Origin of the sequence: Streptomyces sp. NPDC047043, assembly GCF_040644055.1 — a bacterium.
Classification (GTDB): domain Bacteria; phylum Actinomycetota; class Actinomycetes; order Streptomycetales; family Streptomycetaceae; genus Streptomyces.
Genome location: NZ_JBEYVO010000007.1, coordinates 190,182 through 204,508 on the forward strand (window position 1 = coordinate 190,182; position 14,327 = coordinate 204,508).

Sequence of the window (14,327 nt, forward strand, 5' to 3'; positions counted from 1 at the left end):
AGGGCCGCAGACCCCGCGGACCGGCGGTGCGCGCCCGTCACGTCACGGGTCCGTAAGACCTGCCGCGCCGAGGGGGAGGGACACCGTGAACACCGTCGCGCCCGGCTCGCTGCTCAGCTCGATGGTGCCGCCGTGGGCACAGACCAGGGAGCCGGCCACCGCGAGGCCCAGACCGCTGCCGCCGCGGTCGCGGCTGCGGGCCTTGTCCACGCGGTAGAAGCGGTCGAAGACCCGCTCGCGGTCGGCGGCCGGGATGCCGGGACCCGCGTCGGCCACCTGCACCGAGGCGGTGTCCTTGGCTGCCGTCACCGTCACCGACACCTTCGTGCCGACCGGGGTGTGCACGGCAGCGTTGGTGAGCAGGTTGTCCAGGACCTGGCGGATGCGCTGGGGGTCGACGCGCAGCCGCAGCGTGTCCGGGTTCGCCGTCACCGTCAGGGGGTGGCCGGTGTGGCTCGCGCGGAAGGCGTCGGCCGCCTGCTCGACCAGGTCCACCAGATCGGTGTCGGCCAGCCGCAGCGGTGCGTCCACCTCGGCCGCGTCCAGGCGGGCGAGCAGCAGCAGGTCGTCCAGGAGCACGCCCATGCGGGCGGCCTCGGCACGCAGCCGGGCCAGGTGTTTGTCGCGTTCCTCGGGGGCGTTGGCGGCGGCGTACTGGAAGAGGTCCGCGTAGCCCCGTACGGACATCAGCGGGGTACGGAGCTCGTGCGAGGCGTCCGCGACGAAACGGCGCAGGCGCTGTTCCGCCTCCGCGCGGACCGCGAGGGAGTCGTCGATGTGCTCCAGCATGGTGTTGAACGCGGTGCGCAGCTCCTCGACCTCCGGGCTGCCGCCCCGCTTGTCGGCGCGCAGCGGCAGCCTCGCCGCCGACTCCGTCAGGTCGTGCGAGGCGATGCCGTGGGCGGTGTGCGCCATGTCGCTCAGCGGGTTCAGACCGCGCTTCAGCATCCTGCGGCCGAACACCACCAGCGCCAGCAGCGCCAGCCCGAACGCGACCACCTGGACCGTGATCAGCCGCCGAACCGTGTCGTCGATGTCGGCCATCGGCGCGCCGCTGACCAGGACCACACCGGGCTTGACCTCACAGGCGCGCAGCCGGTAGTCGCCATCACCCGTGAGGTTCGCGGTGCGCAGGATCTCGGTGTCCGCGGCGGCCTGGGCCTTGGCCAGGGAGGTGAGGGGGGCGATGTCGGAGGGGAGGTCGGTGGTCTCCTCCGGCTTGCGGAGCACGGCGCTGTCGCCCGACACGTCGTACACGGCGTAGTACCAGCCCCAGTACTTCTTGCCCTGGAGAGTGCCGGTCTCCGCGACATTCTTGGACTGGGCGACCTGGGCGAGCCCCAGCTGGTCGTCGAGCTGGTTGGACAGGTAGTCCCGCATGTACGTCGTCAGGGCCGTGCCGACGACGGCGAACACCACCAGGGCCAGCGCCCCGAGCCCCAGCGCCAGCCGGGTGCCCAGCCGCAGCCTGCGGTACGACCGCAGCAGCCGGCGGATCACTCGGCGGCCTGCCGGATGACGTACCCGAAGCCCCGCACCGTCTGGATCAGCGGCTCACCCGTGTCGTCGAGCTTGCGGCGCAGCCGGCTGACGACCAGCTCGACCACGTTCGAGCGGCCCCCGAAGCCGTACTCCCACACATGGTCGAGGATCTGCGCCTTGGTCATCACGGTCGGCGACTTGCGCATCAGGAAGCGCAGCACCTCGTACTCGGTGGGCGTGAGCGTGAGCAGCTTGTCGCCGCGGCGCACCTCGCGGGTGTCCTCGTCCATCGTCAGGTCCGCCACCCGCAGCACCGAGCGCTGGAACGAGGGCCCGGCGCTGCGCCGCAGCACCGTGCGCAGCCGGGCCATCAGCTCCTCCACCGCGAACGGCTTGACCAGGTAGTCGTCACCGCCCCGGGTCAGCCCGGCCACCCGGTCGGCGACGCCGTCCCGCGCCGTGAGGAACACGACGGGCACCATCGTCCCGGAGCGCCGCAGCCGGTCGAGCACGCCGAAGCCGTCCACGTCCGGCAGCATCAGGTCGAGCACCACGATGTCCGGGTGGAAGTCGCCGGCCAGCCGCAGTGCCTCCTCACCGGAGTTCGCGGTGACCGCGTCCCAGCCCTCGTAGCGGGCGACGGTCGCGACGAGATCGGCGATGGGCGGGTCGTCGTCCACGACGAGGAGGCGTACTTTTTCCACCCGCTCATAGTGCGTCACGCGGCTGGTCGGACCATGTGGTCCGGCACACAGCCGGAACATCGATAAGTAGTTGTAAGTAGTCCGACAGGTTCTCGACAGCTCCCGCCAGCCAAGCTCGGTTACCCAGGACCCGATCAAGGAGCTGCCGACCCGTGACGACCGTCCAATCGCCCCCCGCGCCCCCCACGGCGATACGGCCCAGGGTGGTGGCCCGCACGGGCCTGTACGCCGTACTGGCCGCGAACGCGGCCGTGGTCGCCTACTTCTTCGCCGAAGCGGGCTTCGCCTCCAACGCCCTGATCGTCATCGGCCGCCTCACCGGCCTCTACGGCGCCCTCGTCATGGCCTTCCAGCTGGTGCTGGTGGCCCGGCTGCCCTGGCTCGACCGCCGGATCGGCATGGACCGGCTGACCTCCTGGCACCGCTGGACCGGCTTCGCGCTGCTGTGGACGCTGCTCGCGCACGCCGTCTTCATCAGCTTCGGCTACGCCGAGGGCGCGGGCGTCGGCCCCGTCAGCGAGCTCGTCGACCTCGCCGAGACCACCGAGGGCGTGCTCCGCGCGATCGTCGCGCTCGGCATCATCATCGTGGTCGGCGCCGTCTCGGCCCGCTACGCCCGCCGCCGCCTCGCCTACGAGACCTGGCACTTCATCCACCTGTACACCTACGTCGCCGTGGTGCTCGCCTTCACGCACCAGGTAGCGGTCGGTACGACGTTCACCTCGTCGTCCGCCGCGAAGACGTACTGGTACGGCGTGTGGGGCGTGGCCCTCGGCGCGGTCGTCCTGGGCCGGCTGATCCTGCCGCTGTGGCGCAACACCCGCCACCAGTTCCGGGTCTCCGCCGTCGTCCCCGAGTCCGACAACGTCGTCTCGATCCACATCACCGGCCGCGACCTCGACAAGCTGCCCGCCAAGGCCGGCCAGTTCTTCATGTGGCGGTTCCTGACCCGCGACCGCTGGTGGCAGGCCAACCCCTTCTCCCTCTCCGCCGCCCCCGACGGCCGCACCCTGCGCCTGACCGCCAAGGCGGCCGGCGACGGCAGCGCCGCCCTGCGCCATGTGAAGGTCGGCACACGCGTCTTCGCCGAGGGCCCGTACGGCGCCTTCACCACGCTGCACCGCACGAAGCCGGAGTCCCTGCTGATCGCCGGCGGCGTCGGGGTCACCCCGATCCGGGCCATCCTGGAGGACATCGAGGGCCACGCGGTCGTCATCTACCGCGTCTCCTCCGACCGCGACGCCGTCCTCTACGACGAACTGCGCGAGCTGGCGGTGGCCAAGGGCGCCGAGCTGCACCTGATCACCGGACCGCCCGTCCCCGACCGGCTGGCGCCGCGCGAGCTGGCGCGACTGGTGCCGGACATCGCCGACCGGGACGTCTTCCTGTGCGGGCCGCCGCCGATGATGAACGCGGTGCTGCGCAGCCTGTCGGACCTGGGCGTGCCCAAGCAGCAGACGCACTTCGAGCGCTTCAGCCTGGCTGGATGAGGGACGGGAAACAATGAAGCGAGCCATACCTGTCGTCGTCCTGAGCATCGCGGGCCTGGTCCCGGTCTGGCGCTACGAGCCCTCGATCGGCGGTACGACGTCCACCACCGAGACCGCCTCGACGCCGTCCGCGTCCGCCTCCTCGGGCACCACCTCCGGCACCGTCGTCAAGGGCACGACGATCAAGACGGAGAAGGGCCCCGTGCAGGTCCAGGCCACCTTCTCCGGCGACAAGATCACGGCTGTGAAGATGCTGCAGCAGCCGAACCATCCGCAGACGACGGCCGCCGTACCGAAGCTGGTCGCGGAGACGCTGAAGGCGCAGAGCGCCGACATCGACACCGTGTCGGGTGCGACGATCACGAGTGACGGCTACAAGGAGTCCCTCCAGGCCGCGATCGACGCGAAGGGCTGATCGGAATGCACCGCGTCGAACACGTCATGGGCTTCCCCGTCTCGCTCCGCGTCGACGACGAGGGCTTCGAGGAAAGAGGGGCGTCGGCCGCCGACGCGGTCTTCGCGTGGCTGCGCGACGTCGACGCCCGGTTCAGCCCGTTCAAGCCGGACAGCGAGGTGTGCCGCTACGACCGGGGCGAGCTGCAACTCGGCGAACTCAGCGATGAGTTGACCGAGGTCCTCGACCTGTGCGAGCACTACCGGGTCGCGACCGGCGGCGCCTTCGACGTGCGGCTGCCCGGCCGGCGCCTCGACCCCTGCGCGGTGGTCAAGGGCTGGTCGGTGCAGCGGGCGGCGGAGCTGCTGCAGGCGGCCGGCGCGAAGAGGTTCGTCCTGAACGCCAGCGGTGACGTGGTCGCCGCCGGCGGTCCCTGGCGGGTCGGCGTACGGCACCCCGAACACGCCGACAAGCTGTGCACCGTCCTAGAGCTCACCGAGGGGGCGGTCGCCACCTCCGCGCGCTACGAGCGCGGCGACCACATCATCGACGGCCGCACGGGGCGCCCGGCGACCGGGCTGCTGAGCCTGACGGTCGTCGCGTCCTCCCTGACGGAGGCGGACTCGGTCGCCACGGCGGCCTTCGCGATGGGCGTCGAGGGCATCGGGTGGGCGGCCTCGCTGCCGGGCTGCGAGGTGTTCGCCGTGGACGCCGGGGGACAGGTGCTGCGGACGGAGGGGTTCCCTGCCGTACCGGAGCCGTCGGCCGCTGCCCGACCGCATGGCTAACCTGGCGCGGTGACCATCGAGTTGACGCTGCTGTCGTCCGTCTCCCACCGGGGGCAGGAGATCACCGCGCCCCGGCTGCGCGGGCTGCTCGCGCTGCTGGCGGGGGAGTTGCGGGCGGGGTGCGGTGCGGGGCGGCTGGTGGACGGGCTGTGGCCGGACGAGCAGCCCGAGAACCCGACGAAGGCCCTGCAGATCCTGGTGTCGCGGGCCCGCAGGCAACTCGGCGCCGAGGTCATCGCCAGTACGCCCACGGGTTACCGGCTGACCCTGCGCGAGGACCAGGTCGACTCCGCCGCCGTCCTGCTGTTCGCCGCCGCGGCCGCCGAGAAGTCACGGGCCGGGGACCACGCGGGTGCCCTCGCCGAGGCCGAGGAGGGGCTCGCGCTGTGGGACGGGGCGGCGGTCGACGAAGCGGGCACCCTGGGCGATCCCGTCGGTGAGCTCCGTGCCGCCCGGGCCGTCACCCACCACGCCCTCGCTCGCTCCCGTGCGCTCGCACTGTCCCGCACCGGCCACCGGGACGAGGCCGGCGGACCGCTCGCCGAACTGGCCGCCGCGCACCCCCGCGACGAGGAGCTCCTGCTGGAGCTGATGCGCTGCCAGTCGGCCACCGCGGGCGCCGCCGTCGCCCTGGCCACGTACGACACCCACCGGCGCCGTCTGCGTGACGAGCTCGGCACCGACCCGGGACCGGCCCTTCAGGAACTGCACCAGGAGCTCCTGCGCGGCGAGGCACCGGTCGTGCGGCGCGGCGTACCGCACGAGCCCAACCCGCTGCTCGGCCGGGATGCCGACGTCGCCGCCGTGACCCGGCTGCTGCACAGCGCCCGCGTCACCTCCGTCGTCGGACCCGGCGGCCTCGGCAAGACACGGCTCGCGAGTGCCGTCGCCCGGGACGCCGAGCAGCGGGTCGTGCACCTGGTGCCGCTCGCCGGTGTCCGCGACGACGCGGACGTCGCCGCCGAGGTCGCCGCCGCGCTGGACGCCTCCGGCGCCGATCCGGTCGCAGGCATCGTCGGTGCCCTCGGCTCCGGATCCGCGCTGCTCGTGCTGGACAACTGCGAGCAGGTGGTGCGCGGCGTCGCCGAGCTGGTCCAGGCCCTGGTGTCCAGGACCCGGGACCTGCGGATCCTCACCACCAGCCGGGCACCCCTCGGGCTGTCCTCCGAGACCGTCCATCCGCTGCCCGAGCTGGATCCCGGCACCACCGTCGAGTTGTTCGAGCAGCGCGCCCGCGCCGCCCGCCCGGGCGTCGACCTGCCCGCCGACACCGTGGCCGCCCTGTGCCGCCGCCTCGACGGGCTGCCGCTGGCCGTGGAACTCGCCGCGGCCCGGGTGCGGGTGATGTCCGTCGCCGAGATCGCCCGGCGTCTGGAGGACCGGTTCGCGCTGCTGCGGGGCGGTTCCCGGGACGCCCCGCAGCGGCACCGCACCCTGCACGCCGTGGTCGACTGGAGCTGGAACCTCCTCGACGAGCCGGCGCGCTCCGCCCTGGCCACACTGTCCGTCTTCCCGGCCGGGTTCACCGCGGAGGCGGCCGAGCAACTCGTCGGCGATGCCCTGGAGATCCTGGAGGACCTTGTCGACCAGTCCCTGCTGAAGGTCGCCGACACGACCTACGGTGCCCGTTTCCGCATGCTGGAGACGGTCCGTGAGTTCGCCGCCGTGCACCGGGAGGCGGCGGTCACCGAGCGATTCCTGGAGTGGGCAAGGGGGTTCGGCGTCGCCCACCACGACGCTCCCTTCGGCACCGATCCGTTCGCGTCCTGGCAGCAGATCCGCGCCGAACAGGACAACCTCGTCCAGGCACTACGGCTCGCGCTCGCCCGAGAGGACCTCGACACCGTCGCCACGGTCACCGCGGTACTCGGTGGCCTGTGGACCACCGAGACCAACTACCCCCGGATGATCGCCCTCACCGAGGACGCCGCCCGGCCCCTGTCCCACTACCGGCCCGGCCCCGAGTACGTCGAGCCGGCCCGCACCGCCGCCGCCCTGCTGACCGCCAACCTGTTCCTGGGCGTCGGACCGGGCGCCGTCCGCACCCTGGTCACCCTGCGCCGGCTGCCGCCCGCGGAACCGGACACGATGGTGCGGGCGGTGGCGGCGGTGCTGTGCGCCTTCCCGCACGTGCTCGCGGACCATGACGCGCTGGCCGAACTGTGCGACAGCGACAAGCCGTTGCTCGCGGGCGTCGCCAACTGCGTCGCCAGTTACGTGTGGGAGAGCGAGCACCGGCCGGACCTCGCCCTCGCCGCCGCCCGCCGCATGGTCGAGGCGCTCGGCGACGGGGACATCCCGCTGCTGCGGATCTGGCCGGCCTCCCGACTCGCCGAACTGTGCCTGCAGACCGAGCGCGGGGGCGAGGCCCTGGTGCACATGGAGCGCGCACTCGACGCCTTGGAGGGCCTCGGCGAGTGGAGCGACACGATCGGCATGCGATGGGGCCTCATGCTCGCCAACCTGCAGATCGGCGACCTGGACGCGGCCGAGCACTGGCTCGAGGAGGCGCTGCGGAACCAGCCTGAGAGCAACGCCGCCGACGCCTTCACCCCCGACCTGGGCGCCCGCGGCGAGATCGCCCTCGCGCGCGGCGACGTCGAGACGGGGCTCGGTCTGTGGCGCCGGGCCCTGGAGCGGCTGGAACGCACTTCGAGTCCGGTCTTCGGCGACGAACTCGTCATGGAGGGCTGGGTGCTGGAGCTCCAGTCGGTCGCCCTCACCGCGCACGCCCGGCACGGCCGCACCCACCTTGTCGCCCCGCTCGCCGCCGCGCTGCCCGACCGTCTCGCCGCCCTGCTGACCCGCCCGACGGCCGCCCCGCACTACGTCACCGTCGACTTCCCGGTCTGCGGGGCGCTGCTGCTCGCCCTGGGCACGGTCTCCCTGGCCGACGGGGAGAGCGCTCGCGGCGCCCGTCTGACCGCCCTCGCCGAACGCTTCCGCGCCCTGCGCAACTTCCAGCCCACGATGTCCTCGGCCCGCGCCCGCGAGGACGCCGAGAACGCCGACAAGGCGGCCTACGAGGACGCGGTGTCCTCGTACGCCGCCCTGGACGCGGAGGGGCTTCGGGAAGCCGCCCTCCGCCTGCTGCGGGTCACAGCCTGACGGGCAGGCTCAGCAGGTGGAAGCCGTCGCCGGGCCAGTGTCCGAACCGCACCTCGGCGCGGTCCACGGCCAACTCCGGTGCCGCTGACCGCCGTACGAGAAGCTCTTCGAAGACCACGCCCGTCACCAGCCGGCCGAGCGCCGCGCCGATGCAGTAGTGCGGGCCGTGACCGAAGGCCAGATGGCCGTCGCCGCGGCCGAACTCCCTTGTCACGTCGAGGCGTTCGGGGTTGTCGTAGGCCACCGGGTCGTGGTCGGCGGCGAACAGGGCTACCGTCACCGCCTCGCCCTTCCGCAGCCGCGTGCCCGCGAACACGAAGTCCTCGGTGGCGTACAGGGTGGCGCCCATGCGGACCAGTGTGACGTAGCGCAGGAGTTCCGGGACCGCGCGGCTGATCAGGGCCGGCTCGGCGCGCAGTCGTGACAGCTGATCGGGGTGGTCCAGCAGGGCGAGCAGAGCGTGGGCGAGGAACAGGGCGGGCGGGGTGATGCCGGTGTTGATCAGCAGGAAGAAGACGGTGACGATCTCGTCGTCGGTCATCCCGCCGTCCGCGAGCAGGGCGGAGACCAGGTCGTCGGCGGGTTCGGTACGGCGCCGGGCGACCAGGTCCTTCGTGTAGTCCACGACTCCGCCGAGCCCCTCGAGGACGCGGCTGCCGTCGCCGTACGCGAAGTCGCGGATCCAGCCGCAGACGTTGTCCTGGTCGGCCGCGTCCACGCCGACGAGGGCGCAGATGACGGCCGTGCTCAGCGGGTAGGCGAACTCGGCCACCAGATCGGCCTGTTCGCGCTCGGCGAGGGCCTCGATGAGCTCTCGTGCCGTCTTCTCCACGAAGGGGCGGAGTGCGGCCACCCGGCGGGCCGTGAAGGCGCGGGTGAGGGGGCTGCGGCGGCGGTTGTGCTCGTCGCCGTCGAAGAGGGCCAGGTGTCCGGAGAGGTACTGGGCGTACTCCGGCGGGAGGCCGTCTGCGCCCTGAGCCAGCAACTCGGCCTGGGGGTCCGGCATTTCGGAGTCGGGGACGGTCGATCTGTCCCGGACCAGCCGCGGTTCGGTGAGCGCGGCCTTCACGTCCTCGTGGCGGGTGACCAGTCGTACGGGGGTGTTCAGACCGGGGAGGACGACGTGGCCGAGGCCGGCGCGGGAGCGGAGCTCGGCGTAGGCGCCGACGGGGTTCTCGACGAGTTCGGGGGTGAGGTGGAGGGCGTCGGAGGTCATGTCGCTTTCCTTTCCTGGTAGTTGGCGTGAGTGTCAGCTGGGGTCGCGGTCGAAGAGGCGGAGCGACCACACGAACCCGAGGACCGCGATGGTCACGCTCCACGCCACGGCCATCCAGCCGTTGTGGCCGATCTCCGTGCCGGTGAGCAGTCCGCGTACCGTCTCGATGACGGTCGTGAAGGGCTGGTACTCGGCGAACCAGCGGATCCAGGACGGCATCGAGTCGACCGGTACGAAGGTGCTGCTGACGAAGGGCAGCAGGAACGAGATCGGCAGCGGGGCGTTGCTGGCCCCCTCGGGCGTCTTGCTGACCAGCCCGAGGCCGACCGAGAGCCAGGTCAGCGCGAGGACGAAGAGGACGAGCAGCCCGATGGCGGCCGACCACTCCAGGAAGCCCGCGTTCGGGCGGAAGCCGATGGCGAGGGCGACCGCGGTCACCAGCACCAGGTTGATCACCGTCTGGATGACCGACCCGACGACATGGCCGACCAGGATCGACGCCCGGGAGATCGCCATCGTGCGGAAACGGGCGACGATGCCCTCGGTCATGTCCGTGCACACGGCGACCGCGGTCGGCACGGCTCCGGTGCCCGCGGTCATCAGCAGGATGCCGGGGACGAGATAGGCGAGGTAGGCGGTGCGGCCGCCGCCCCGGCCGATCCCGGTGCCGAGCGCGTCGCCGAAGACGTACACGAACAACAGCAGCAGGAAGACGGGGATGAGCGCGACCTGGAGCGTCATCGAGGGGTAGCGGTGGGCGTGGAGCAGGTTGCGCCGCAGCATGGTGAGCGAGTCGCGGGTGTGGAGGGTCTGGATGTTCGTGCTCATCGGGCCTGCACCTTCTCGTGGTCGGGGCGGCCGGTGACCGCGAAGAAGACGTCGTCGAGATCGGGGGTGTGGACGGTGAGCGAGTCGACCGTGATGGCGGCGCCGTCGAGGATGTCGAACAGGGCGCGCAGGGTGTGGACGCTGCCGTCGCCCGGGACCTGGAGGGTGAGCGCCTCGTCGTCCCGTGTTCCCACGTCCAACACCTGGGCGGCGCGGGCGAGTTCGGCCGGGTCGAGGAAGCGGAGCCGGACGTGGCCGCCGGGGACGAGACGCTTGAGCTCGTCCGGCGTGCCCTCGGCGACGATGCGGCCGCCGTTGAGGACGGCGATGCGGTCGGCGAGCTGGTCGGCCTCTTCCAGGTACTGCGTGGTGAGGAAGACGGTGACCCCGCCGTCGACGAGATCGCGGATGATCTGCCACATGGTGTGCCGGGAGCGCGGGTCGAGGCCGGTCGTCGGCTCGTCGAGGAAGATCACCTCGGGGGAGCCGACGAGCGTCATCGCGATGTCGAGGCGGCGGCGCATACCGCCCGAGTAGGTGGCGGCGGGCTTCTTCGCGGCCTCGGTGAGGTCGAAGCGCTCCAGCAGCTCGGCGGTGATACGGCGGCCCTCGGCGCGGTCCAGATGATGCAGGTCCGCCATCAGGGCCATGTTCTCCTCGCCGGTGATCAGGTTGTCCACGGCGGAGAACTGGCCGGTGACGCCGATCGCGGCCCGCACGGACTGCGCGGTGGCGGCCACGTCGTGCCCGGCGACCCGGGCCGTGCCGCCGTCGGCGCGGATCAGGGTGGAGAGGATCTGGACGGTGGTGGTCTTGCCGGCGCCGTTCGGGCCGAGCAGGGCGAAGATCGTGCCACGCGGGACGTGCAGGTCGATGCCGTCGAGGACGAGCTTGTCGCCGTATGCCTTGTGGAGGCCGGTGGCCTCGATCGCGGTTGTCGTCGGGTTCATGCCGCAGAGCTTGCGGGGGGCCGGATTCAGGGCGGCTTCACGGCGGTTTCAGCGGGACGGGTGGGCTGCTGCGTCATTCCCGGGGATGACCCCCGGACCCCCAGCAGAGAAGCAGGTCAGCGGTGGTGGCCGACACGGATGACGCGCGGCGAACATGAGTGAAACCAGGTGGCGGACACGAGGAAGGGCGGGCCGCCGGCAGGGGAGTCCGGCGGCCCGCCCGCTGGGGGGTGGGGATGAGGGTCAGCCGACGTCGGAGGCGTCCAGGTGGTAGAGGCCGCTGTACGCGCTCACGGCCGTGCCGTGCTTCTTGACCCAGGTCGAGATCTCGGAGTTGGTGCTCTGGCCGCCGTCGCTGCTGACGACGATGTAGTGCAGCTTGCCCGACGTCACCAGGCTCTTCAGCTTGGCGAGGGTCATCGCGTTGTCGCTGCCGGACCAGCCGCCCATGGAGATCACCGGCTGACCGGACTCCAGGATGATCGAGGAGGCCGTCTGGTCGGTGGCCACCGCCACCAGCCAGGTGGCGCCGTCCTGGTGCTTCTTCAGGTACGTGATCATCGCGGAGCTGACCTGGGAGCCACCGCCCATGCCGCCGCCACCGCCGGTCTTCGACGAGGAGGAGGAAGAGGAGGAGGACGAGGACGAGGAGCCCTTGCTCGACGAGGAGTCGGAGCTGCCGGACGGAGGCGTACCCATCGACTGGCCGCTGCTGCTGGAGCCGCCCGGTGCGGTCCCGCTGGGCTTGGTGCCGCTCGGCGCCCCGCTCCTGCTGCTGCCGCTCGGACCGCCGCCCATGCCGCCACCGGTGTTGGGGCCGGCCGTCGGGTTGGTGCCGTTGGTGCTCGCGGTGGTCGCCGCCGAGACCGAGTAGGCGGCCGGACCGGCGAGCAGGGCCACGATCGCCGCCAGTGCGGCCAAGCCGACCAGCTTCTGCCGCTTCATGAACCGCCCGACCAGCAGACCGAGCACCGCCGCCGCACCCGCGAGGCCGACCACGACCTCCGCGACCGTGTACAGCGTCCCGGAGCCGGAGACCCGCTGCAGCAGGACGATCGCCCAGACCGAGCTGACCGCGATGGCGCCCGGGAGCATCCACGCCCTCCCCCACGCCCGAATACGCTCGCGCGGGGGGACCCCCACCGCGGCCGAGCCCTCCTTGAAGGCCTTGTACAGCATGACCCCGCCCGCACCGGCCAGAGCGGCGATACCGGGGGCCATGGCGGTGACGTAGTACGGGTGGAAGGTGCCCTCGGCGAGGGCGAAGGTCAGGTAGTGCAGGACGAACCAGCCGCCCCAGAGCATCAGCGCCGCCCGCTTGGCGTCGGTCCGGGGAGCCCGGCCGCGCAGCGCCAGCCCGCCGATCAGGGCGATCGCCGCGAAGGGGATCAGCCAGGAGATCTGGCCGCCCATGATCGCGTTGAACATCCGGTAGATGCTCGCGCTGCCGCCGAAGCTCGCGCCGTTGCCCTGCGAGCCGACCGACGAACTCGCCCCGAAGATTCGACCGAAGCCGTTGTAGCCGATGACGAGGTCCCAGACGGTGTTGTCGGTGGAGCCACCGATGTAGGGGCGCGAGGAAGCCGGAATGAGATCGACGATCACCATCCACCAGGCGCTGGAGGCGATCAACGCCACCGTGCCGACGGCCAGGTTGCGGATGCGCCTGCCCAGGCTGCACTGAGCCGCCCACAGGTAGACCAGGAAGAACGCGGGCAGGACGACGTACGCCTGCATCATCTTCGTGTTGAAGGCGAAGCCGATCGCGACGCCGGACCACACCATCGGCATCAGCCGTCCGGTGCGCACGGCCTTCAGCAGCGCGGCCGCGCCGAGCAGCATCAGGAAGACGAGGATCGGGTCCGGGTTGGTGTCGCGGTTGATGGCGACGGTGATCGGCGTGAGGGTCAGCGTCAGGGCGGCGACGGTGCCCGCCACGACCCCGAAGTCCCGCTTGACGAGCCGGTACAGCAGGGCGACGGATCCCGTGCCCACGGCCGCCATCGGCAGCATCAACTGCCAGGTGCCGTAACCGAAGACCCGGGCCGACAGGCCCATCACCCACAGGGCGAACGGCGGTTTGTCGACGGTGATGAAGCTGCCGGAGTCGAGGGCGCCGAAGAAGAACGCCTTCCAGCTCTTGGTGCCGGAGTAGACGGCCGCGTTGTAGAAGGTGTTGCCGGTGATGGAGGACAGGTTCCAGGCATACAGGGCCGTGGCCAGGACCAGGATCGCCCACAGGGCGGGCCGGGCCCAGCTCGGGTCCTCGGGGGAGCCCATGAAGAGCCTTCTCGCGCGGGACGCGACGGGCGGGGCGGCGGCCCGGTGCCTGCCCTCCTGGGCGGGCGCGGGGGGCGGGGCGAGGGTCGTCATGACGCGTACTCCAGGGTGTCCAGGGAGGTGTTCGCCGGGGCCGGCAGGATTTCGGGGGACGTGCGGGCGGCCGGCACCTGCGGGGTGCTGGTCCGCCGGGGTACGGCGATGCGGGTACGGCCGGTGAGGGTGCTGTGCAGCATCCGGCGCATGCCCTTGAGGTCGTCGAGGGCGGTACGGACGATGTCGACCCGGCTGTCGGGGTCGTCGACCCAGTCGACCGGGACCTCGTGGATGCGGAGCCTGTTGCGCTGGGCGAGGACCAGCAGCTCGGTGTCGAAGAACCAGGCGGTGTCCTCGACGTGCGGGGCGAGCGCCCGGAACACGTCCGTGCGTACGGCCTTGAAGCCGCACTGCGCGTCCGAGAAGCGGGCGCCGAGGCCGGCCTTCAGCAACAGGTTGTAGGAGCGGGAGATGAACTCCCGCTTGGTGCCGCGCACCACGTCCGACTGCCGGTGCAGCCGGCTGCCGACGGCGAGGTCGCTGTGACCGGACAGCAGCGGGGCCACCAGGGGCAGGAAGCCCTCCAGTCCGGTGGAGAGGTCGACGTCCATGTAGGCGACGACGTCCGCGGTGGAGTCGGACCACACCTGCTTCAGCGCGCGCCCCCGGCCCTTGGCCTCCAGGTGTACGGCGTGCACGTGCGGGAGGCGCAGGGTCAGTTCCGTCGCCGCCTCCCATGTGCCGTCGGTGCTGGCGTTGTCCGCGACCGTGATGCGGAACGGGAACGGGAAGGACTCTTCGAGGTATGCGTGGAGACGGCCGATGCTGTCGGCGAGGACGTGCGCCTCGTTGTACACCGGCACCACGATCTCGACCGACCGCCGCCGGACGCCTCCCGCGTTCGTTTCGTTCATGACCATGACGATCGGGCGCTTGTCTGTGGGATCACTGAGCGGGTTCTGAGCGAAGAGTGAGAATCAGCGGACTCACAGGTCGGCCACAGGTCAGTGATGCCGGATCCCAAGGCTCGGCCCCGGAAGGGACCGTTCCG

11 protein-coding genes are annotated in these 14,327 nt (G+C 71.7%); 4 read left to right on the forward strand and 7 right to left on the reverse strand.

What is annotated here, in order from left to right; genetic code table 11:
* Window positions 1–42: 42 nt before the first annotated feature.
* Together ABZ880_RS13100 and ABZ880_RS13105 are read right to left on the reverse strand one after the other, a co-directional pair.
* Complete coding sequence (locus ABZ880_RS13100; RefSeq protein WP_361260826.1) at window positions 43–1,500, reverse strand: HAMP domain-containing sensor histidine kinase; 1,458 nt, start codon at window positions 1,498–1,500, stop codon at window positions 43–45.
* On the reverse strand, window positions 1,497–2,186 hold the full coding sequence (locus ABZ880_RS13105) for a response regulator transcription factor (protein WP_361260828.1): 690 nt from the start codon (window positions 2,184–2,186) through the stop codon (window positions 1,497–1,499). The genes ABZ880_RS13100 and ABZ880_RS13105 overlap by 4 nt, the downstream gene beginning before the upstream one ends.
* Before the next feature lie 152 nt (window positions 2,187–2,338).
* Between ABZ880_RS13105 and ABZ880_RS13110 the strand changes: the two genes are divergently transcribed.
* From ABZ880_RS13110 to ABZ880_RS13125, 4 genes are read left to right on the forward strand one after another with little or no spacing between them, the layout of a single operon-like run.
* On the forward strand, window positions 2,339–3,676 hold the full coding sequence (locus ABZ880_RS13110; RefSeq protein ID WP_361260830.1) for a ferredoxin reductase family protein: 1,338 nt from the start codon (window positions 2,339–2,341) through the stop codon (window positions 3,674–3,676).
* Between the two features lie 13 nt (window positions 3,677–3,689).
* Window positions 3,690–4,091, forward strand: a complete 402-nt coding sequence (locus ABZ880_RS13115) for an FMN-binding protein (RefSeq protein WP_361260832.1) — start codon at window positions 3,690–3,692, stop codon at window positions 4,089–4,091.
* Between the two features lie 5 nt (window positions 4,092–4,096).
* Window positions 4,097–4,858: an FAD:protein FMN transferase gene (locus tag ABZ880_RS13120; protein WP_361260834.1), complete on the forward strand. Its 762-nt coding sequence runs from the start codon at window positions 4,097–4,099 to the stop codon at window positions 4,856–4,858.
* Between the two features lie 9 nt (window positions 4,859–4,867).
* Window positions 4,868–7,966, forward strand: a complete 3,099-nt coding sequence (locus ABZ880_RS13125; protein ID WP_361260836.1) for a BTAD domain-containing putative transcriptional regulator — start codon at window positions 4,868–4,870, stop codon at window positions 7,964–7,966.
* Here ABZ880_RS13125 and ABZ880_RS13130 read toward each other — a convergent pair.
* The 5 genes from ABZ880_RS13130 to ABZ880_RS13150 form a co-directional block, all read right to left on the reverse strand.
* Complete coding sequence (locus ABZ880_RS13130) at window positions 7,956–9,182, reverse strand: cytochrome P450 (RefSeq protein WP_361260838.1); 1,227 nt, start codon at window positions 9,180–9,182, stop codon at window positions 7,956–7,958. The genes ABZ880_RS13125 and ABZ880_RS13130 overlap by 11 nt on opposite strands.
* Before the next feature lie 33 nt (window positions 9,183–9,215).
* Window positions 9,216–10,010 (reverse strand): ABC transporter permease, encoded by a 795-nt coding sequence (locus ABZ880_RS13135; RefSeq protein ID WP_361260840.1) that lies wholly within the window; start codon window positions 10,008–10,010, stop codon window positions 9,216–9,218.
* Window positions 10,007–10,960 carry an ATP-binding cassette domain-containing protein gene (locus ABZ880_RS13140; RefSeq protein ID WP_361260842.1) on the reverse strand — a complete coding sequence of 318 codons (954 nt, stop codon included), beginning with the start codon at window positions 10,958–10,960 and terminating at the stop codon, window positions 10,007–10,009. The genes ABZ880_RS13135 and ABZ880_RS13140 overlap by 4 nt, the downstream gene beginning before the upstream one ends.
* Window positions 10,961–11,203: 243 nt before the next feature.
* Window positions 11,204–13,333: a glycosyltransferase family 39 protein gene (locus ABZ880_RS13145; protein WP_361260844.1), complete on the reverse strand. Its 2,130-nt coding sequence runs from the start codon at window positions 13,331–13,333 to the stop codon at window positions 11,204–11,206.
* Window positions 13,330–14,190, reverse strand: coding sequence for a dolichyl-phosphate beta-glucosyltransferase (locus ABZ880_RS13150; RefSeq protein WP_361260846.1), 861 nt, complete (start codon window positions 14,188–14,190; stop codon window positions 13,330–13,332). Before ABZ880_RS13150 ends, ABZ880_RS13145 begins: the two co-directional genes overlap by 4 nt.
* Window positions 14,191–14,327: the final 137 nt, after the last annotated feature.

Excerpts from the sequence above, each read along its gene's own strand:
- ABZ880_RS13115 (WP_361260832.1), top strand. The coding sequence starts at position 3,690 with ATGAAGCGAGCCATACCTGTCGTCGTCCTGAGCATCGCGGGCCTGGTC.
- ABZ880_RS13120 (WP_361260834.1), top strand. The coding sequence starts at position 4,097 with ATGCACCGCGTCGAACACGTCATGGGCTTCCCCGTCTCGCTCCGCGTC.
- ABZ880_RS13130 (WP_361260838.1), bottom strand. The coding sequence starts at position 9,182 with ATGACCTCCGACGCCCTCCACCTCACCCCCGAACTCGTCGAGAACCCC.
- ABZ880_RS13135 (WP_361260840.1), bottom strand. The coding sequence starts at position 10,010 with ATGAGCACGAACATCCAGACCCTCCACACCCGCGACTCGCTCACCATG.
- ABZ880_RS13140 (WP_361260842.1), bottom strand. The coding sequence starts at position 10,960 with ATGAACCCGACGACAACCGCGATCGAGGCCACCGGCCTCCACAAGGCA.
- ABZ880_RS13145 (WP_361260844.1), bottom strand. The coding sequence starts at position 13,333 with ATGACGACCCTCGCCCCGCCCCCCGCGCCCGCCCAGGAGGGCAGGCAC.
- ABZ880_RS13150 (WP_361260846.1), bottom strand. The coding sequence starts at position 14,190 with ATGAACGAAACGAACGCGGGAGGCGTCCGGCGGCGGTCGGTCGAGATC.